Origin of the sequence: Streptomyces sp. NPDC048057 (assembly GCF_040653095.1) — a bacterium.
Lineage (GTDB): Bacteria > Actinomycetota > Actinomycetes > Streptomycetales > Streptomycetaceae > Streptomyces.
The window spans coordinates 1-19,315 of record NZ_JBEZNF010000009.1 but is presented as its reverse complement, the minus strand read 5'-3'; the positions used below and the strand labels follow the sequence as shown (position 1 = coordinate 19,315).

At 72.9% G+C, this 19,315-nt stretch carries 14 protein-coding genes, 1 other RNA gene and 1 pseudogene; 6 read left to right on the top strand and 10 right to left on the bottom strand.

Translation table 11 applies throughout. The annotated features are described in order from the left end of the window. Positions 1-5 precede the first annotated feature (5 nt). Positions 6-1,202 carry an MFS transporter gene (locus tag AB0E05_RS12190; RefSeq protein ID WP_361962125.1) on the top strand — a complete coding sequence of 399 codons (1,197 nt, stop codon included), beginning with the start codon at positions 6-8 and terminating at the stop codon, positions 1,200-1,202. 26 nt (positions 1,203-1,228) lie between these two features. Here the strand turns inward: AB0E05_RS12190 and ssrA are convergent. The 5 genes from ssrA to ftsE form a co-directional block, all read right to left on the bottom strand. Next, positions 1,229-1,623, bottom strand: a transfer-messenger RNA (tmRNA) gene (gene ssrA / locus AB0E05_RS12185). Positions 1,624-1,817: 194 nt separating this feature from the next. Next, positions 1,818-2,303 (bottom strand): SsrA-binding protein SmpB, encoded by a 486-nt coding sequence (gene smpB / locus AB0E05_RS12180; RefSeq protein ID WP_361962123.1) that lies wholly within the window; start codon positions 2,301-2,303, stop codon positions 1,818-1,820. 18 nt (positions 2,304-2,321) lie between these two features. Beyond that, positions 2,322-3,485, bottom strand: a complete 1,164-nt coding sequence (locus AB0E05_RS12175; protein WP_361962121.1) for a S41 family peptidase — start codon at positions 3,483-3,485, stop codon at positions 2,322-2,324. 68 nt (positions 3,486-3,553) lie between these two features. Next, positions 3,554-4,471 (bottom strand): permease-like cell division protein FtsX, encoded by a 918-nt coding sequence (ftsX, locus tag AB0E05_RS12170; protein ID WP_361962119.1) that lies wholly within the window; start codon positions 4,469-4,471, stop codon positions 3,554-3,556. Positions 4,472-4,556: 85 nt separating this feature from the next. Continuing rightward, positions 4,557-5,246 (bottom strand): cell division ATP-binding protein FtsE, encoded by a 690-nt coding sequence (gene ftsE / locus AB0E05_RS12165; RefSeq protein WP_361962117.1) that lies wholly within the window; start codon positions 5,244-5,246, stop codon positions 4,557-4,559. 265 nt (positions 5,247-5,511) lie between these two features. Between ftsE and AB0E05_RS12160 the strand changes: the two genes are divergently transcribed. Further along, complete coding sequence (locus AB0E05_RS12160) at positions 5,512-5,703, top strand: hypothetical protein (RefSeq protein ID WP_361534982.1); 192 nt, start codon at positions 5,512-5,514, stop codon at positions 5,701-5,703. Between the two features lie 148 nt (positions 5,704-5,851). Here the strand turns inward: AB0E05_RS12160 and AB0E05_RS12155 are convergent, their stop codons facing one another. From AB0E05_RS12155 to AB0E05_RS12140, 4 genes are all read right to left on the bottom strand, one after another. After that, positions 5,852-6,547 carry a hypothetical protein gene (locus tag AB0E05_RS12155; RefSeq protein ID WP_361962114.1) on the bottom strand — a complete coding sequence of 232 codons (696 nt, stop codon included), beginning with the start codon at positions 6,545-6,547 and terminating at the stop codon, positions 5,852-5,854. Positions 6,548-6,905: 358 nt separating this feature from the next. Beyond that, positions 6,906-8,018 (bottom strand): peptide chain release factor 2, encoded by a 1,113-nt coding sequence (gene prfB, locus AB0E05_RS12150; RefSeq protein ID WP_361962112.1) that lies wholly within the window; start codon positions 8,016-8,018, stop codon positions 6,906-6,908. Positions 8,019-8,364: 346 nt separating this feature from the next. Further along, the gene (locus AB0E05_RS12145; protein WP_361962110.1) at positions 8,365-9,612 is read right to left on the bottom strand and encodes a serine/threonine-protein kinase; all 1,248 of its coding nucleotides are present in this window, start codon (positions 9,610-9,612) and stop codon (positions 8,365-8,367) included. Positions 9,613-9,780: 168 nt separating this feature from the next. Further along, positions 9,781-11,562, bottom strand: a complete 1,782-nt coding sequence (locus AB0E05_RS12140; RefSeq protein WP_361962108.1) for a protein kinase — start codon at positions 11,560-11,562, stop codon at positions 9,781-9,783. Between the two features lie 546 nt (positions 11,563-12,108). On the opposite strand from AB0E05_RS12140, the gene AB0E05_RS12135 reads away from it, so the two are divergent. The 4 genes from AB0E05_RS12135 to AB0E05_RS12120 all read left to right on the top strand — a co-directional run bounded on the left by AB0E05_RS12135 (position 12,109) and on the right by AB0E05_RS12120 (position 19,204). Beyond that, the gene (locus tag AB0E05_RS12135) at positions 12,109-15,345 is read left to right on the top strand and encodes an FHA domain-containing protein (protein WP_361962106.1); all 3,237 of its coding nucleotides are present in this window, start codon (positions 12,109-12,111) and stop codon (positions 15,343-15,345) included. 232 nt (positions 15,346-15,577) lie between these two features. After that, positions 15,578-16,936, top strand: a complete 1,359-nt coding sequence (locus AB0E05_RS12130; protein ID WP_361962103.1) for an ABC transporter substrate-binding protein — start codon at positions 15,578-15,580, stop codon at positions 16,934-16,936. Positions 16,937-17,009: 73 nt separating this feature from the next. After that, positions 17,010-18,296, top strand: coding sequence for a sugar ABC transporter permease (locus tag AB0E05_RS12125; protein ID WP_361962101.1), 1,287 nt, complete (start codon positions 17,010-17,012; stop codon positions 18,294-18,296). Beyond that, positions 18,293-19,204 carry a carbohydrate ABC transporter permease gene (locus AB0E05_RS12120; RefSeq protein WP_361962099.1) on the top strand — a complete coding sequence of 304 codons (912 nt, stop codon included), beginning with the start codon at positions 18,293-18,295 and terminating at the stop codon, positions 19,202-19,204. Before AB0E05_RS12125 ends, AB0E05_RS12120 begins: the two co-directional genes overlap by 4 nt. Positions 19,205-19,224: 20 nt before the next feature. On the opposite strand, the pseudogene AB0E05_RS12115 reads toward AB0E05_RS12120, so the two are convergent. Next, positions 19,225-19,315, bottom strand: a pseudogene (locus AB0E05_RS12115) (carbohydrate ABC transporter permease); the annotation flags it as partial.

Below are 19,315 nucleotides of genomic sequence, written 5' to 3'. Positions count from 1 at the left end.
GCTCCATGCCGCAACGGACCCTCACCGACAACGTCACGTACCGCTACCGCCGCCTGTTCGCCCCCGCGGGCGCCAGCGCCTTCACCGCGGGCTCGCTCGTCGCCCGGCTGCCGTTCGCGATGTTCAGCGTCAGCGCGGTCGTCATGATCGCCGCCTCCCGCGGTTCGTACGCCCTGGCGGGTGCGGTGACCGCGACCGGCCTTGCGACCACCGCCCTCGTCGCGCCGTGGACCGCGCGCCTGGTGGACCGGTACGGGCAGGCCCGCGTCGCCGTGCCGGCCGCGGCGCTGGCGGCGCTCGGCGCGCTCGCGCTGGTGCTCTGCGTACGGCTCGACGCACCGGCCTGGACCCTGTTCGCCTCGTACGCGGCCACCGCGACCGCTCCCAACGTCGGCGGGATGGCCCGCGCCCGCTGGGCGCACCTGCACCGGGACGACCCGGGCGCCCTGCACACCGCCAACTCCTTCGAGCAGGCCCTGGACGAGCTGTGCTTCATGACCGGCCCGGCGCTCGGCGCGCTGTTGTGCGCCGCGCTCTTCCCCGAGGCGGGCACCCTCATCGGCACGGCCCTGCTGGTCACGGGGACGCTGCTGTTCACCGCCCAGCGCTCGACGGAGCCGCCGCCCGCGCCGCGCGCCGCGGGCGCCCGCTCGCCGCTGCGGGTGCGCGGCATGGCGGGGCTGCTCGTGGTCTTCCTCGCCACCGGCGTGGTCTTCGGCGCGCTGGAGGTGACGACGCTGGCGCACGTGGACGGCCCGACGGCCGGGCTGGTGCTGGGCCTCCAGGCGGGCGGCTCCTGCGCCGCCGGCCTGCTGTACGGGCTGCTGCCGCCGGCCCGCGCCCTGCCGCGCCGGCTCGTCGGCTGTCTGGCGGCCATGACGGTGCTGATGGCGCTTCCGCTGCTGACGGCGAGGGCGGGTTCGACGGCGCTGCTCGCCGGCGGTCTGCTGCTGGCGGGGGCGGCCACCGCGCCCACGATGGTCACCGGGATGGCGCTGGTGCAGCGACTGACCCCGCGGGGCGCGCTGACCGAGGGGATGACGCTCGCGGTCACCGCGGTCCTCGGCGGCATCGCGGTGGGCTCGGCGACGGCCGGCTGGTGCGCGGAGCACCTGCCGGCGGGCGCGGGCTTCGCCGTACCGGTGGTGGCGGCGGCCCTCGGGGGCGTTGCCGCGGGCATGACGAAGGCCCGGCCGTCGTGACGGCCGGGCCTTCGCCCACATGGGATGAGTGGAGATGGCGGGAATCGAACCCGCGTCCAACGGTGCAGAAACAGGGCTTCTCCGAGCGCAGTCCGCTGCGATTTTCTCAGCCCCGGAGATCACACGGACAAGTCTCCGACGGGCTCAGTCACTGTTTGGTTTCCCTCTCAACCCCGTGACCGAGTTGAGAGGTTTAGTCCCCTAGTTGACGCCAGGATCCGGGTCGGGAACAGCCCCGGGCTGACGCTCCATGAGAGAAACCTTCGACCTACTGCTTATTAGGCAGCGAGGGCGAAGGCTTCGGAGTTATCGCGCTTGGTATTGGCGATTATTGTTTGCGACATATGGTTTACGAGATCATTGCCGCTTCCTCGGCTCGCTTCCCCTGCCTCGACATCCGCTGTCGAAACCGATCATCCCCATGTTGATTTTTCAAGGCGCACACCGCGACACCCTCAAGAAGGGGCGAAGTGCACTGGCGTCCCGTCCTGCGGGACTCCTCCATCGTACGTGACCGACGCGGGCGCGTGCCAGCACATATCCGGGGATCCCGGACGGGACCGTCAGACCTCGGCCGCAGAGCTTCCAGACCCCGGACCTTCCGGACCTCGGCCCTCAGACCTTGGCCCGCTGACGCCGCCGGGCCGAGGCGATCGCCCGGTCCGCCTCGCGCCGGTCCTGGCGCTCCCGCAGCGTCTGCCGCTTGTCGTACTCCTTCTTGCCCTTCGCCAGCGCGATCTCGACCTTCGCCCGGCCGTCCTTGAAGTACAGCGCGAGCGGCACGATCGTGTGACCGGTCTCCTGGGACTTGGCCTCCAGCTTGTCGATCTCCTCCCGGTGCATCAGCAGCTTCCGCTTGCGGCGGGCGCTGTGGTTGGTCCAGGTGCCCTGGGTGTACTCCGGCACGTGGACGTTGTGCAGCCACGCCTCGTGCCCGTCGATCTGGACGAAGCCGTCCGCCAGGGAGGCCCGCCCCTGGCGCAGCGACTTCACCTCGGTGCCCGTCAGCACGAGACCGCACTCGTAGGTGTCGAGGATGTGGTAGTCGTGCCGCGCCTTCTTGTTCTGCGCGATCAGCTTGCGCCCTTTTTCCTTAGCCATAGTGCGGTCATTTTCGCACTACGACCCCGTACCGAGGCCAGTCAATACCGACTCCGCCTCCGCCTGGACGCTTTCTCCCTCCGCGGGGGTCACGTCCGGGACGATGCCGAGGCCGTCGACCTCGCGCCCCTCGGGGGTGCGGTAGTGCCCGACGGTGAGTTCCGCGACGGAGCCGTCCGGCAGGGTGCTGGGCATCTGCACGGACCCCTTGCCGAAGGTCCGGGAACCGACGGTGACCGCACGACGACGGTCCTTGAGGGCGCCGGTGACCATCTCCGCCGCGCTCATCGTGCCGCCGTCGACCAGCGCCACCACGGGCCGCTCGGTGTCGCCGCCGGGCTCCGCGTACAGGGCTTGCTGCTCGCCGTTCACGTCGTACGTGGCCACCAGCCCGCCGTCCAGGAAGGCGGAGGCCGCGGTGACGGCCTCGGTGATCAGGCCGCCGCTGTTGCCCCGCAGGTCGAGCAGGACGCCGGCGCCGTCGGGGGCGTCCTCGACGGCGTCCTTCACCCGCTTCCCGGAGCCGCGCGTGAAGGAGACGACCTTGATCTTGACCGCCCCGCCGTCGAGGCGCTCGACCGTGACGGACTCGCTGGGCAGGGTCGTACGGATCAGGCTCTCGCTCCAGCGGCGGCCCTCGCGCTGGAGGCCGAGGTCGACCTCGGTGCCCTCGTTCCCGCGCAGCAGCGCCACCACGTCCGTGACCGGGCGGCCCTCGACGGCGCTGCCGTCGATGGTGCGCAGCCGGTCGCCGGCCTCGACGCCGGCCTTCGCGGCGGGGCCGCCGGGCTGGACCCGGGCGATCTCCACCCGCCCGTCGCCCGAGCGCCGGGCCCACAGCCCGACGCCGGTGTACTCGCCGTCGAGGGACTGCTGGAACTGCTCGTACTCCTCCTTGCCGTACACCGAACCCCAGCGGTCGCCGCTGCGGCTGACGACCTCCTCGGCGGCCTGGGTGGCGGACTCGCCCTCCGCGACCGCCTCGGCGGCGGCGCGCGCCACGTCCTCCCGGTCCACCGTGGCGCCCACCGGGCGCACGACCAAGTGGTCCTGCTCGGCGTCGGGTTCGTGGGGCAGCGCGTCGGCGGCGGCGCCGGTCGCGAGCACGGTCGCGAAGACCAACGACAGGGCCGCCCCGCGGCGGGAACGGCGGGGCCGAGGGCTGAACTCAGGGCCCGGCATGACGCTGAGTCTAGGACAAGCCACCAGCGCCGTAGGCTCGTTGCCACCACGGCGCCCCGGGGCGGACGTCACACCTTCAGGTACTTGCGCAGCGTGACCAGAGCGGCAAGGGCCGGCAGCAGCAGTCCGATCGCCAGCACCAGCGGGAGCTTGGTGAGGACCGCGTCCCAGCCGATGAAGTTGACCAACTGCATCTTGTCGGCGAGCGCGAGGCCGTTGTCGATCAGGAAGTACCGGCCGAGCAGCAGCATCACCACGGCCAACAGCCCGCCGAGCAGCCCCGCGAACGCGGCTTCCATGATGAACGGCATCTGGATGTAGAAGTTGGACGCCCCCACCAGCCGCATGATGCCGGTCTCCCGACGACGGCTGAACGCCGAGACCCGCACGGTGTTGACGATCAGCAGCAGGGCGATGATCAGCATCAGGAACATCACCACGATCGCGGCGAAGTTCATGCTGTTCATCAGGTCGAACAGGTTCTGCAGGATGTTGCGTTGGTCCTGTACGGACTGCACGCCGGCCCGCCCCGCGAAGGCCGTGGCGACCACGTCGTACTTCTCCGGGTCGTGCAGCTTGACCCGGAAGGACTCCTGCATCTGGTCCGGGGTGATCGTGGCGGCGATGGGCGTGTCGCCGTACTGGTCCTTGTAGTGCTTGTACGCCTGTTCGGCGCTCTCGTAGTGGATCTGGTCGACCACGCCCATCTTGTCCAGGCCGGCCTCGATCTGCTTCTTCTGCTCGGCGGTGACGGCGCCCTTGGTGCACTGGGGCGAGGTCGTGGCGTCGTTCTTGTTGCAGAGGAAGATCGAGACGTTGACCTTGTCGTACCAGTAGTCCTTCATCGTGCCGACCTGCTCGCGCATCAGCAGCGCGCCGCCGAAGAGGGCGAGCGAGAGGGCCACCGAGATGACGACGGCGAAGGTCATCGTGAGGTTGCGGCGGAGACCGACACCGATCTCCGACAGTACGAACTGGGCGCGCATCGCGTGCGTTCAGCCTTTCTCGCGCTGGTTCTGGGGTCTGTCTCATGGATCGGGCGCGAGCCCGGCAAGATCCGTAAGACCGGCCCTAGTGCTGGTAGCCGTAGACGCCGCGGGCCTGGTCGCGCACGAGTCGGCCCTGCTCCAGCTCTATGACGCGCTTGCGCATCTGGTCGACGATGTTCTGGTCGTGGGTCGCCATCACCACGGTCGTACCGGTCCGGTTGATCCGGTCCAGCAACTTCATGATGCCGACGGAGGTCTGGGGGTCCAGGTTGCCGGTCGGCTCGTCGGCGATGAGCAGCATCGGCCGGTTGACGAAGGCCCGCGCGATGGCCACGCGCTGCTGTTCGCCGCCCGACAGCTCGCCCGGCATCCGGCCCTCCTTGCCGCCGAGTCCGACGAGGTCGAGCACCTGGGGCACGGCCTTGCGGATCTCGCCGCGGGGCTTGCCGATGACCTCCTGGGCGAAGGCCACGTTCTCGGCGACGGTCTTGTTCGGCAGCAGCCGGAAGTCCTGGAAGACGGTGCCCAACTGGCGCCGCATGTGCGGCACCTTCCAGTTGGAGATCCGGCCCAGGTCCTTGCCGAGCACGTGGACCGTGCCGTGACTGGCCCGCTCCTCGCGCAGGATCAGCCGGAGGAAGGTCGACTTGCCGGAACCGGACGAGCCCACCAGGAAGACGAACTCGCCCTTGGCGATCTCCAGGGAGACGTCGCGCAGGGCCGGGCGGTTCTGCTTGGGGTAGGTCTTGGAGACGCTGGCGAATCGGATCACGGGTGCACACCACGGGCCGGGGGTAAAGGTGTGCGTGACACTACGCGAACGGGGCTTGCCTGGGCAGCCGGCCGCCTGGGTTGCGCGGTTTGTCACGCCCACGAGCCACGCGGTCACGGTCCGGAGGTCGCGGGGACGCGCGCCGAACGCTGCGGGAGCTGGCACAGTGGTAGGGGAACAGTTGCGTGTTTCCGGGCGTTTCCCCCATGAGGGAGCTGCGCCCACGGTCCGCGAGGGCGGTTCCGCGCGCGGGAGAGGAGAGCGCATGACCTACGACAGATTGGTGTGCGCCAACTGTGCGGCCCCGGTCGCCGAGGGCCGCTGCCCCGTGTGTCGGGCCAATCGCGAGCGGCTCCAGCAGCAGGGCCCCTTCGCAGGACTGACGCCGGCTGCACTGGTGACGCTGCTGGTGCTGCTGATCGGAGCCGTGGCCGTCCTGGCCGCGCGTACGGCCTGAGGCGCGGCCGGCCGCGTACGAAACGTACCGCACGCCTCACTTGAGGTCACCAGACGCGCACAAGGGCCCGGGGTGCTGTGCCACACCCCGGGCCCTTCGTCACGCTCTGGTGCTACCGCGTCACCACGGCAGCGGGGACGGTCGTCCCTCAGACGGCGGTACGGCCGCCGCCGACGAGACGCGGCAGCATCCGGAAGCCGATGCCGCCGGCGATCATGGTCGCGGCGCCGATCACCAGGAACGACGTCTCCATGGCGCCGGTCTCGGCGAGCTCTTCCTTCGCCGCGCCCTGCTGCACGGGCTCGGAGCCCGCGTTGTTCGTGTCGGTGTTGCCGCCCTGCGGGCCGGTGCCACCGCTGGTGTCGTCAGCGCCGCCACCGTTGGTGCCGCCGTTACCGCCCGGGTTCGACGGTCCCGGGTTCGACGGGCCGGGGTTGGACGGTCCCGGGTTGGACGGTCCCGGGTTCGACGGACCGGGGTTCGACGGTCCCGGGTTCGACGGGCCGGGGTTGGACGGGCCGGGGTTGGACGGTCCCGGGTTCGACGGACCGGGGTTCGAGGGACCCGGGTTCGACGGACCGGGGTTCGAGGGACCCGGGTTCGACGGACCGGGGTTGGACGGGCCCGGGTTCGACGGTCCCGGGCTGGACGGGTCGACACCGCCACCGGGCGGCGTCGACGGGCCGTTGTCCGGCGGGTCGTTCTCCAGGCCGGCGCTCACCTCGACCGACAGCGGGCCGACGTTCAGGGCGGAGGCCGCCCCGGCCGCGGCCAGCGACGCGCCGGCAGCGATCACCGCACCTGCGGCGACGCGTGCCACGCGAATTCGCGTCTTCTTCGTCATCTAACTGCTACCCCCAGTAGCTCACTCGTCATCTGAGCCGGGTCTCCGGAGCGGCCACTCACGGGAGAGTCGCACTCTCACCCTGCTCACTCACGCTCGGAAACACGCATGCCGCGCGCCAGCCTTTCCCGTCTTCCCGGGACACGTCAAGCGCAATCCGCGCTCGTTGTCCCCATTTGGGGCGTGTTGGCGGCGCGAGGTCCATACAACTGTGACATCACGGGGTGTTGGCCCCTGTCAAGGGTCTATTGCCTTGTCGATAAAGCGAGCTGACCTGGTGTGATGTTGACGCGAACGGCGAAGGCGCCGTACCGCGTACGGTACGGCGCCTTGCGTCACTCGGGGCGCGGAAGGAGGCTCACTGCTCCTGGTCCTGGCGCTTGCGCCAGCGGATCCCGGCCTCCAGGAAGCCGTCGATCTCACCGTCGAGGACCGACTGCGGGTTGCCCACCTCGAACTCCGTCCGGAGGTCCTTCACCATCTGGTACGGGTGCAGGACGTACGAACGCATCTGGTTGCCCCAGGAGTTGCCGCCGTCGCCCTTGAGGGCGTCCATCTTGGCCTGCTCCTCCTGGCGGCGCCGCTCCAGCAGCTTGGCCTGGAGGACGTTCATCGCGCTCGCCTTGTTCTGGATCTGGGAGCGCTCGTTCTGGCAGGAGACCACGATGCCGGTGGGGATGTGGGTGATGCGGACCGCGGAGTCGGTGGTGTTGACGCCCTGGCCGCCCGGGCCGGAGGCGCGGTACACGTCGATGCGGAGTTCGGACTCGTCGATGTCGACGTGGTCGGACTGCTCGACGACCGGGAGCACCTCGACGCCGGCGAAGCTCGTCTGGCGGCGGCCCTGGTTGTCGAACGGGGAGATGCGCACCAGGCGGTGCGTGCCCTGCTCGACGGAGAGGGTGCCGTAGGCGTAGGGCGCCTTCACGACGAAGGTGGTCGACTTGATGCCGGCCTCTTCCGCGTACGACGTCTCGTACACCTCGGTGCCGTAGCCGTGGCGCTCGGCCCAGCGCAGGTACATGCGCTGGAGGCGCTCGGCGAAGTCGGAGGCGTCGACGCCGCCGGCCTCGGCGCGGATGTTGACCAGCGCCTCGCGCTCGTCGTACTCGCCGGACAGCAGCGTGCGGACCTCCATCTCGTCGACGGCCTTGCGGACGTCGACGAGCTCGGCCCCGGCCTCGGCGAGGGTGTCCGCGTCGTCCTCGGCCTCGGCCAGCTCGAAGAGCACCCCGAGGTCGTCGATGCGGCCCCGCAGCGCCTCGGCCTTGCGCAGCTCGGCCTGGAGGTGGGAGAGCCTGCTGGTGATCTTCTGGGCCGCCTCCGGGTCGTCCCAGAGGGACGGGGCCGCGGCCTGCTCCTCAAGCACGGCGATGTCGGCCCTCATCCTGTCGAGGTCCAGGACGGCCTCGATCGACTCCATGGTCGAGGAGAGGGACTTCAGCTCTTCGGATACATCGACGACTGCCACGCATCCAAGCGTAACGGCTGAGTGCGTGGTCCCCGCCCGCGGGCGCCGGCTCGCCTGCGGCGGGCTCGGGTCGGGGTGCGGGCCCCTGCGCCTCCCTGCGGGGCGGGGCGCCGTGGGGCTTCCTGTCGTTCCGCGGCTTCGGCCCGTCTGCGCCTGTTCCCCCAGCTCCGCGATCCGGGACCGCACCCCCTCACCGTGAGAGTTCTCTCGCACCGCGACTGCGGCCCGGTGGCGGGCTGGTCGCGCAGGAAGACGGCGAGGTCTGGAGGCGAGGCGCCGAGGGGCCCCGTGCCCGCAGGGCACAGCGCACAGGGGGCAACGCTTCCGCCGGGAGACCGCGGGCGGCTCAGGGGGCCAGAGGCAGCTCGGAGGACGGTGTGGGGGGCGCCGGGTCGGATTGCGCGTCCGTGGACGTGGCCAGCCAGCCGCCGACGCCCACCACCAGGACCACCAGCCCCGCCAGCACCCGTCTGCGCAGGCGGACCGAGGGCGCCGGCTTGCGCGCGGGTTTGTTGCGGGCCGAGCCGGGGCGCCGCTGGCCCGGCGCGCGCGGCGCACGAGCCGTGCCGTGCGCCCCGCCCGCCAGCTCCTCCGGGCCGGGCACCCGCATCGAGGTGTGGGTGTCGCGGTTGGAGTCCGCGGGCGCCGCCCCGGGCACCAGGGACACCGCGCCCCGCCGTCGCGCCTCTCCCGCGGGCTCGGGCGCGGGCTCCTCGTACGGCTCGGCCTCGTGCTCCGCGCCCGGCTCGTCGACGTCCAGGGGCGGCATCCCGGCCAGCGAGGGCAGCAGCTCCCGCAGCCGGGTCCCCATCTCCGAGGCCCGCAGCCGGGACGCCGGCGCCTTCGCGAGGCACTGGATGAGGAGCTGCCACAGCTCGTCGGGGATGCCGGGGAGCGGCACGACCGCCTCGGTGACGTGGCGACGCAGTACGGCTCCGGGGTGGCCGCCGCCGAACGGCGTGAAGCCCGCCAGCAGCTCGTACAGCACGGTCGCGAGGGCGTAGATGTCCACCGCGGCGCGCGGCGGCAGGCCCTCGACGATCTCGGGTGCGAGGTAGTCCGGCGTGCCGATGATCTTCGTGGACTTGGTGCGGCGCGCGGTGTCGATCAGCTTGGCGACGCCGAAGTCGGTGAGCAGCGCCGGGTGCGCGCCGCCGGGGCCGAGGGGGCCCGTCATGTCGAGGAGGACGTTCTCCGGCTTGACGTCGCGGTGGACGACGCCCGCGCGGTGGGCCGCGGCGAGACCGTCCGCGACGTCCGCGACGATCGCGACCGCGGCCTCGGGGGCGAGCCGGCGCTCGCGGTCGAGCCGGCTGCGCAGGTCCGTGCCGCGGACCAGGTCCATGACCAGCGCGAGGTCGTTGCCGTCCACGACGAGGTCGCGGACGGCGACGACGCGGGGGTGGTCGAGCCCGAGCAGGGCGGTGCGCTCCTGGACGAAGCGGCCGACCAGCTCCTGGTCGGCCGCCAGGTCCTCGCGCAACAGCTTGATCGCGACGGGCCCCTCGGGACCCTCGCCGGCCCACACGGTGCCCGCGCTGCCCCGTCCGAGGATCTGGTGGGCCGTGTACCGGCTGCCGATTTTCCGTGCCAAGACTGCTCCCTCAGCGGCTGGCGTTGCCCATAACGTACGCGGCCGTCCAGGGCGTTCGTGCCCCGGACGGCCGCATGCCGCACGTACGTGGGAGTCAATCAGGGGCAAACCACCCTAGATCGCCACCCCACTTCACGGCAGAAATCGACAAAGAGACCCAGCCGCGGGTCAGTTGCCCGTGTTGTTGCCGGTGTTGTTCGTCGGGGTCTCGGTGCCCGAGTCGGAGTTGCTGAGGTCGGAGATCCAGTCCGCGGCCTTGGAGACGCCGTCGCTGATGGCGGTCCAGAAGCTCTTGCCCTCGGCCACCCAGTCCTGGAGCGGGGTGAGTTCCCAGACCAGCCAGCTCGCGACGATCAGCAGGACCACCGAGAACAGGCAGCCCTTGAGGCAGCCCAGGCCGGGGATGCGCATCGGGTTGGCGCTGCGCTGGCGGGGCTGGCGCGGGGCGGGCTCGGGCCGCTGCGGACGCTGCGGCTGCTGGGGCGCCTGCGGCTGCGGCTGCGGCGGAGGAGGCGGCGCGGGTGCGTACCGCGGCTGCTGCTGCGGCTGCTGGGGCGGCGGCGCGTACTGCTGGCGCTGCACGTGCTGCGGCGGCGGTGCGTACGGCTGGGGCTGCTGGTGGTGGTGCGGCGGCTGCTGCGGGTGCTGGGGGTGCGGCTGCTGGCGCTGGGGACGCCGACGCAGCGGGTCCTGCCCCGGGTCCAGGTACTGGATCTGGGTCTGCTCGTTGCGGTCGCGCGCGGCCCGCAGCTGCGACTGCCAGGGGTGCGGGTCCTCGGGGCCCTGGCCGCCGGGCGCGCCGGCCGTGCTGCCGTGTGACGACACGGGCGGCAGCACGGCCGTCGGGTCCGGGGCGCCGCCGGGGCCGCCGGTGTGCGGCAGGACGCTGGTGGCGTCCGCGGCCCCGGGAGGCCCGGCCGGCGCACCGGTGTGCGGCAGGACGCTGGTGGCTGCGGCCGGGTCGTACGATCCGGCGTTGCTCGGCAGCACCTGGGTGGGGTCGGCGGCGCCCGGCGTCTCGGGCACCGGCGCCGGGGACGGGTCGGGCGCCAGCAGCGCGCCGACGCCGAGCGCGGCGTCCACCTCGGCCGCCGACGAGTGCACGCCGATGCCGGCCGCGACGACCCGCAGGCCGCGGGCGAGGTTCTCGGCGCTGGGGCGCTCGCCGGGCTCCTTGCGCAGACAGCGCTCTATCACCGTCCACAGCGGCTCGGGCACGGTCGTGGGGCGGCGCGGCTCCTCGCTCAGATGGCGGTGCAGCACCTCCAGCGCGGAGTCCCCGGCGAACGGCGGCCGGCCGGTGACCAGCTCGTACAGCAGGATGCCGGCGCCGTAGACGTCGACGGCGGAGGTCTGGGGGCGGCCCTCGGCGGACTCGGGGGCCACGTACGCGGGGGTGCCGACGAACTCGTGCGCGCGGGTCAGGCCGGGCGAGTCCGCGAGGCGGGCGATACCGAAGTCCGTCAGCATCGGGTGCATCTGGCCCTCGGCGTCCGTCTTCAGCAGCACGTTCGCCGGCTTGAGGTCGCGGTGGACGACGCCGTCGGCGTGGCTGGAGGCGAGGGCGTCCGCGATCTGGGCGGTGAGCAGGGCGGCGGCGACGGGGGTGAACGGGCCGTTCTCCCGCAGGTAGCGGTGGAGGTCCGGGCCGTCGATCAGGTCCATGACGAGGGCGAGGAGGTCGCCCTCCACGACGAGGTCGCGGGTCCGCACGATGTTCGGGTGGGTCAGGCGGAGCAGGACGGAGCGCTCGCGCAGGAAGCGCATCACCACGTCCGCGTCGTTCGCCAGCTCCTCCTTGAGGACCTTGATCGCCACGGTCTCGCCGGGCTGCCCGGGCACGGCGGCCTCGGCGCCGGCGGTCTCCCGCTGGCGGGCGCGCCAGACGGTGCCGGTGGCTCCGCGGCCGAGTGGCTGCTCCAGGAGGTACTTGCTGCCTACAGGCCGCACGTCATGCGCTCCCTGCTGATCGTGGTCCGTGGGTGGGCCGGGTCTCGAAGCCGCCGGTGGTCTCGACGGCCCGGGGGCTCGCGACGACCCGGCCCCGGCGGTTCGCGTTTCCGATCCACTGTAGTGGCGTCGAACAGGGCGACGGTCGGTTGCCGGTCCCGTACGCCCCGTGGCGCGGGAGGGGCGCGACCGGCCGGCCTGCCGCGCGCCCGCGCACCGTACGCGTACGGTGCGCGCCGTTCGCCTGCAAGACGTCGTCGCGCCCCGGAAGGTTGCGGCCGTACCCGGTGAACCGGGCGAACCGGAGTGCCCTACGCAACACGGCGCGTTCGCTTGGTGACGCAACCAGGCACTTTTCCGTCCGGAGCGGGCCAATCAAGATCACTTATTGGCAGCACCCGGGCGTGTTGTCAGTGGCAGGTGCGAGGATGCCCCTTGCGCGCGGTCTCGGGGTGGGGAGCCCCGGGTGCGCGCCGACCAGCCGGGTGGGGGCGACGGAGGCGGTTCCCCTGCCGGCACCCCGCGCAGAAGGGATTCCTGACGGCCATGCAGATCCGGCTGACCGTTCTCGCGCCGCGCGGCGGACAGGCCGTCGCGGGGCCCGCGTCCGGGACCCGCGCGTGCGACGTGCTGGTCACCGCGCCCGCGGGCACGGCGCTGGCCGCGGTGGCCTCGGGTCTGGCGTCGGCCGCCGCGGGCCCTGAGGCGGCCGGCAGCTCGGGAAGCACGGTGTTGTACGCCGGCGCGGAGCGGCTGGACCTCCAGCGCCGCACCCTGGGCGAGCCGCCCCTGGTGGACGGCGCGGTCCTCTCGCTGGGCCAGCCCGGCCCGGAGGGCCCGGGCGACGCGGACCCCTCGACGCAGCTGCACGTGGTCGCCGGGCCGGACGCGGGCGGGGTCCATCTGCTGCACGGAGGTCGGGTGAGCATCGGCCGCTCCGCCGACGCCGACGTGCCCCTGGACGACCCCGACGTGTCCCGGCTGCACTGCGAAGTGACGGTCGACGAGGACGGCCGGGTCACCGTCGCCGACCTCGGCTCGACGAACGGGACGGCGCTGGACGGCCGCACCGTCGGCCGCCGCCCCGTCACCCTCCCGCCGGGGGCGCTGCTGCGTCTCGGGGAGTCCACGCTCCGGCTGTCCCCCGCCGACCGCACGGCCGCGCTGCCCACCGCCGCGGACGGCGAGGGCCATCTCAGGGTCGCCGGGCCCGCCGCCCCGGCCGCCGCGCCCGCGCCCGTCGCCGAAGCCGGTAAAGAGGCGGGCCACAGCGCGTACGTCCCCGACGGCCCCGCGCCCTCGACCACCGGCCCCACGCCTGCGTACGGCACCGTCACCCCGCACATCGCCAGCAACACCATCAGCACCGGCAGTACCGGCCGCGAGACCCACCCGCCGGCGCAGGCGGACGGCGGGCACGCCCGGGCCGCCGACCTGACCGACCCCTGGAGCGACGCCGAGGGCGGCGACCCCGAGGCGCACGCCCGGGCCCACGACGGCCTCCGGAAGAAGGGCATAGGCGCCTGGGCACGCCGCCTCAAGGGCGACGCCGCCCGCGGCGAGCAGCGCGACGCGGGCGCGGCAGCCCCGCTGCCGGCGCCGATCGCACCCGAGGCACCCCCCGCCGAGCCCGCCCCGGCCGCCATCGACAGCTGGCCCGACCCCGCCGCCGTCCTGCTCACCGCGGTGCGCCCCGGCGCGCGGCTGTGGGAGCGCGGCCCGGACCACCCCGAGTCCCTGGTCCTGCGGCTGGGCACGGCCGATCGGGACGACCTGGCGTCCGTGCCGGTGACCGTGGGCCTGCGGGAGGCCGGTTCGCTGGGGCTCGCCGGCCCGCGGCGCCGGCTGGCCGGCGCCGCGCACTGGGCCGTGGCGCAGCTCGCCGCCCTGCACTCCCCCACCGATCTGGAGATCGTGCTGATCTCCACGGACCGCGCGCGCTCCCTGGAGGAGCGCCGGGCCGAGTGGGCGTGGCTCGGCTGGCTGCCGCACGTGCGGCCGGCGCACGGCCAGGACTGCCGTCTCCTGCTCGCGTACGACCGCGACCAGGCAGCGGCGCGCACCGCGGAGCTGATCCGCCGGCTGGACGACGGCTGGCTCGGCCCCGGCTGGCCGAGCGCGGACCGCACGGCCCTGACGGACGCCGCCGAGCGGTACGAGGGCCCGCGCACCCTGGTCGTCGTCGACGGCGACCCGGGCTCCGCCGCCCTGCGGGAGACCACGGCCCGGCTCGCCGGCGCCGGCTGGTCCGCGGGCATCCATCTGCTGGTGCTGGCCGAGGCCCCCGCCGCCTCCCCCGTGTCACCGGTCGCCGCGACGTACGAGACGGCCTGCGCCGCTTCGCTCGCCTTCCGGGAGTGCGGGGCGGTCGGGCTGCTCAGCGGTGAGGTGGCGATCGCGCTGCGGGTGCTGCGCACCGCGGGCGGGCTGCCCGCCGGCCACGGCGCGCTGGCCGCGGTCGACGCGGTGTCGACGGCGTGGGCGGAGCGGTTCGCCCGGGCGCTGGCGCCGCTGCGTACGGAAGGGGCCGGCCCTCAGGTCCCGGGCCGGGCGGCCGTGGTGCCCCGCTCCTCCCGGCTGCTCGACGAGTTGGGGCTGGCCAGGGCCACTCCGGCGTCGCTGATGGCCCGCTGGGCGGCGGCCGGGGACGTCCCGGGCAGCCCGGTGGTGTTGGGCACGGATCCGCGCGGACCGCTCGCGGTCGACCTCGCGGTGGAGTGCCCGCATCTGCTGATCGAGGGCCCGCCCGGCAGCGGGCGCACGGAGCTGCTGCGTTCCGCCGCCGCCTCACTGGCCTCCGCCGGCCGGCCGGACCGGCTCGGGCTGCTGCTGGTCGACGGCGCCGGCGGCGAGCGCGGCGAAGGGCTCGCGGTCTGTACGGATTTGCCGCACGTGATGGACCACCTGGTGGCGAACGACCCGGTACGCATGCGGATGTTCGCCCAGGCGCTGGGGGCGGAGCTGAAGCGCCGCGCCGAGGTGCTCGGCGGCGTGGACTTCGCCGAGTGGCACGCTTCGGGCGGCACCGCCGGCCGGGTGGTGGGTCAGCGCGCGCCGAGCGCGGCCGAGCAGGGCGGGCCGCTGGCCCACGCCTCGGCGCGGTCGGCCCGGGCCGTGGGCCGGATCGACCACTCCGCGGTCGCCGGCCAGGCCCCCGATCCGCGGGCGGCGGCCCGTGGTGACCTGGAGTCCCCGCCGAGCGGCACCTTGCGGCTGCGCCCCGGCGGGCGCACGCGCCCGGCCGGCCCCGCGCCGCTGCCCCGACTGGTGGTCCTGGTCGACGACTTCGACGCGCTGGTGGCCCCCGCCCTCGGCAGCCTCGGGCGACCGGCGGCCGGCTCGGTCGTCCGTGCCCTGGAGGCCGTGGCCCGGGACGGCGGTCGGCTCGGGGTGCACCTGATCGCGACCTCCGCCCGCCCGGACCGCACCGCGGACACGGAGCTGGCGCGCACGGCCGGGCTGCGGGCGGTGCTGGACGCGCCGCCGGTCTCCGCCGGGCCCGACGACCCGCTGCCGGGCCGGGGCCGGCTGGGGCATCCGGACGGCCGGGTGACCCCGTTCCAGGGCGGTCGGGTCACCGGCCGCATCCCGCGCACCGCGACGCTCCGGCCCACGGTCGTGCCGCTGGAGTGGGAGCGCATGGGCGACCCGCCGACCCGCCGTCCCGTACGGGAGTTGGGGAACGGCCCGACGGACCTGGCGCTGCTGGCGAGCGCGCTGGAGCGGGCCGCGACGTCGGTGAACGCGATACCCCTGCCACCGCTGTCGCCCGTGCACCCCTGACACACCGCGCGCCGTGGTCCTGCACCGCACCGCTGTCCCGTACCGCACCACGCGTCGCCGCGATGCGCACCGTTCCCTCAACTTCTGCAAATACTGCGCGATTTGACAGGACATCACGTCACAGAGGGATCACGAAAGAGCCATCGGCTCACGCAGCGGATTGCGGGGCCTGTGCCCCGGGCGTAGACCTGTCGGGCAACGCGTCGGTGCTACGGCAGAGAACGGGGCAGAAATGCGGACAACTCTTCGCACGAGCAAGGTCGCCATCACATTCGCCGTCGTCGCGGCGCTCGCCCTCGCCGGCTGCGGCGACGGCGACGACGACTCCTCGGACGCGGACGGCAAGAAGGGCTCCGGTTCCGGCTCCACGGTCGAACTCCCCCGGTTGGAGGGGGAGACGGTCCAGGTCGCGGCCGTGTGGAGCGGGGCCGAGCAGGAGAACTTCGAGAAGGTCCTGACCGAGTTCGAGAAGCGCACCGGGGCCGAGGTCACCTTCGTCCCCGCGCAGGACCCGATCGTGAACTTCCTCGGCACGAAGATCGCCGGCGGCAGCCCGCCCGACGTGGCGCTGCTGCCGCAGCCGGGCGCCATCGCGCAGGCCGTGCGGCAGAAGTGGGCCAAGCCCGTCGGCCCGGAGGCCAAGGCCCAGCTCGCGAAGAACTACTCCCCTGGCTGGCAGAAGATCGGCCAGGTGAACGGCGAGCAGTACGGCGTGTACTACAAGGCCGCCAACAAGTCCCTGGTCTGGTACAACACCGCGGCGTTCGACGCGGCGGGCGCCAAGGAACCGAAGACCTGGAAGGAGTTCCTCGCCACCGCGGAGACCGTCTCCGCGTCCGGCGTGACGCCCGTGTCGGTCGCGGGGGCCGACGGCTGGACCCTCACGGACTGGTTCGAGAACGTCTATCTCTCCCAGGCCGGCCCGGAGAAGTACGACCAGCTCGCCCGGCACGAGATCAAGTGGACCGACCCCTCGGTGACGCAGGCGCTCACCACCCTGGCGGAGCTGTTCGGCAAGCCCGCGCTGATCGCGGGCGGCGCGGACGGCGCCCTGCAGACCGAGTTCCCGGCGTCGGTGACGCAGACCTTCACCGGTGGTGACCAGCCGAAGGCGGCGATGGTCTTCGAGGGCGACTTCGTGGGCGTCAACATCGCCCAGACGAAGGCGGAGCTGGGCACCGACGCGAAGGTGTTCCCCTTCCCGGCGGTCGGGGCCAAGCCCTCGGTGGTCACCGGCGGCGACGCGGCCGTGGCGCTGAAGGACAGCAAGGGCGCCCAGGCGCTGCTGACGTTCCTCGCCTCCCCGGACGCCGCGAAGATCCAGGCCGCCGCCGGCGGCTTCGTGTCGCCGAACAAGGCGCTGGACGTGGCCGCGTACCCCAATGACGTGATGCGGGGCATCGCCGAGGCCCTGATCGCCGCGGGCGACACGTTCCGCTTCGACATGTCGGACCAGATGCCGCAGTCCTTCGGCGGCACCCCGGGCAAGGGCCTGTGGAAGACGCTCCAGGACTTCCTGAAGAACCCGAAGGACGTGGCGGGGGCGCAGGCGAAGCTGGAAGCGGACGCCGCCAAGGCGTACACGGGCTGAGCGGCGGGTGTCCACCGCAGTGAAGGCGGGGGGTCCGGCCCGGCCGGCTCCCCCCGCCCGTCCGCGCAAGAGCGTGACCGGCACCCGCAAGGCGGTCGCGGCCGGCTTCCTGCTGCCCGCGCTGGTGCTGCTGGGCGCGCTCGTGGTCTACCCGGTCGGGTACTCGGTCCACCGTTCCTTCTTCGACCAGTCGGGCAGCGGCTTCGTCTGGTTCGACAACTACGCGGAGATCTTCACCGACGACGCGATCTTCACGGCCGTCAAGAACAACGCGATCTGGGTGGCCTTCGCCCCGGCGGTCGCCACCGCGCTCGGGCTGATCTTCGCCGTGCTCACCGAGCGGATCCGCTGGGGCACCGCGTTCAAGCTGGTCCTCTTCATGCCGATGGCGATCTCCATGCTGGCGGCGGGGATCATCTTCCGGCTGGTGTACGAGCAGGATCCGGACCGCGGCGTCGCCAACGCGGTCTGGGTCGGGGTGCACGACACCTTCGCGGAGTCGTCCGTCTTCCCCCGGGCCCGGCCGCTGCCGGTGCACCCGCTGGAGTCGGGCGGCGGCGGTTCGTTCGTCACCAAGGAGCCGGCCGCGGTCGGGGCCCCGGTGCTGCTGCCGCTGGTGGGCGTCGCGCCGGCGCGCATGCCGTCGGACGCCGAGCCCGCCGCGCCGCCGGCGCAGGGCGGCGAAGGGAAGGTCACCGGGACGGCGTGGCTGGACTTCACCCGGGGCGGCGGCGGCAAGCCCAACGTCGTCGACCCGAAGGAGCTGGGCCTCAAGGGCCTGAAGATCGAGGCGGTCAAGGACGGCGAGGTGGTGGCGTCCACCCGCGCCGGCCCCGACGGCTCGTTCGCCCTGCCGGCCGCCGCCGACGGCGCCCAGCTGCGGCTGCCCGGGGACAACTTCCGCGAGCAGTACAACGGCGTGAGCTGGCTCGGCCCCTCGCTGGTCACCCCGGCGATCATCGGCAGCTACGTGTGGATGTGGGCCGGCTTCGCGATGGTCCTCATCGCGGCGGGGCTGGCGAGCGTGCCACGGGAGCTGATGGAGGCGGCCCGGGTCGACGGCGCCAACGAGTGGCAGGTCTTCCGCCGGATCACGGTGCCGCTGCTGGCGCCGGTGCTCTCGGTGGTGCTGGTCACCCTGATGATCAACGTGCTGAAGATCTTCGACCTCGTCTACATCATCGCGCCCGGATCCGCGCAGGACGACGCGAACGTCCTGGCGCTCCAGCTGTACCGCTCGTCCTTCGGGACCGCCGCCGACCTGGGCGTCGGCAGCGCCATCGCGGTGCTGCTGCTGTTGCTGCTGGTGCCGGTGATGGTGCTCGACATCCGTCGTACGCGAAGGGAGAGGCGCCGATGACCACGCGCACGTCCACGACAGCGCGCAGCACCGCCTCCGGGGGCGCCCCGAAGGCGCGGCAGCCGCTCGCGAGCCGGCTCGCCGGGTGGGCGGGCGCCGGCGCGGTGCGGGTCTTCCTGCTGGTCGTCGCGGTGTTCTGGCTGACCCCGGCGGTCGGTCTGCTCGTCTCGTCGCTGCGCGGCCCGGCGGACATCGCGGACAGCGGCTGGTGGCAGGTGTTCACCGCACCGGCGCAGCTGACCCTGGAGAACTACGAGGGCCTGCTGAAGAACGAGGCGATCACCGATTCGCTGCTCAACAGCATCGTGATCACGGTCCCGTCGACCCTGCTCGTGGTGGTGATCGGGGCGTTGGCGGGGTACGCCTTCGCCTGGATGGACTTCCCCGGGCGCGACTGGTGGTTCCTGATCGTCGTCGGCCTGCTGGTGGTGCCGGTGCAGGTGGCGCTGATCCCGCTGTCCAAGCTGTTCGGGCAGATCGGGATCTTCGAGACGACGATCGGGGTGATCCTCTTCCACGTCGGCTTCGGGCTGCCGTTCGCCATCTTCCTGCTGCGGAACTTCTTCGCGGAGATCCCGCGGGAGCTGCTGGAGGCGGCGCGGCTGGACGGCGCGGGCGAGCTGCGGCTGTTCGTCCGGGTGGTGCTGCCGCTCGGCGGGCCGGCGCTCGCCTCGCTGGGGATCTTCCAGTTCCTCTGGGTCTGGAACGACATGCTGATCGCGCTGATCTTCGCGGACACCGACAGCGCACCGATCACGGTGGCCCTCCAGCGCCAGGTCCGTCAGTTCGGCAACAACATCGACGTCCTCGCGTCGGGCGCGTTCTTGTCGATGGTCATCCCGCTGGCGGTGTTCTTCGCCTTCCAGCGGCAGTTCGTGTCCGGGGTGATGTCGGGTGCGGTGAAGTAGCGGCGCGAAAGGTGGTGCGGGAGCCCGGGCACGAACTGCCGCTGGAAGGCGAAGAACACCGCCAGCGGGATGACCATCGACAAGAACGCGCCCGACGCGAGGACGTCGATG

What these genes read in the sequence shown, in the direction of transcription:
- AB0E05_RS12190 (WP_361962125.1), top strand. Translation starts at nt 6, where the DNA reads ATGCCGCAACGGACCCTCACCGACAACGTCACGTACCGCTACCGCCGC.
- smpB (WP_361962123.1), bottom strand. Translation starts at nt 2,303, where the DNA reads ATGGCTAAGGAAAAAGGGCGCAAGCTGATCGCGCAGAACAAGAAGGCG.
- AB0E05_RS12175 (WP_361962121.1), bottom strand. Translation starts at nt 3,485, where the DNA reads ATGCCGGGCCCTGAGTTCAGCCCTCGGCCCCGCCGTTCCCGCCGCGGG.
- ftsX (WP_361962119.1), bottom strand. Translation starts at nt 4,471, where the DNA reads ATGCGCGCCCAGTTCGTACTGTCGGAGATCGGTGTCGGTCTCCGCCGC.
- AB0E05_RS12160 (WP_361534982.1), top strand. Translation starts at nt 5,512, where the DNA reads ATGACCTACGACAGATTGGTGTGCGCCAACTGTGCGGCCCCGGTCGCC.
- AB0E05_RS12155 (WP_361962114.1), bottom strand. Translation starts at nt 6,547, where the DNA reads ATGACGAAGAAGACGCGAATTCGCGTGGCACGCGTCGCCGCAGGTGCG.
- AB0E05_RS12135 (WP_361962106.1), top strand. Translation starts at nt 12,109, where the DNA reads ATGCAGATCCGGCTGACCGTTCTCGCGCCGCGCGGCGGACAGGCCGTC.
- AB0E05_RS12130 (WP_361962103.1), top strand. Translation starts at nt 15,578, where the DNA reads ATGCGGACAACTCTTCGCACGAGCAAGGTCGCCATCACATTCGCCGTC.
- AB0E05_RS12120 (WP_361962099.1), top strand. Translation starts at nt 18,293, where the DNA reads ATGACCACGCGCACGTCCACGACAGCGCGCAGCACCGCCTCCGGGGGC.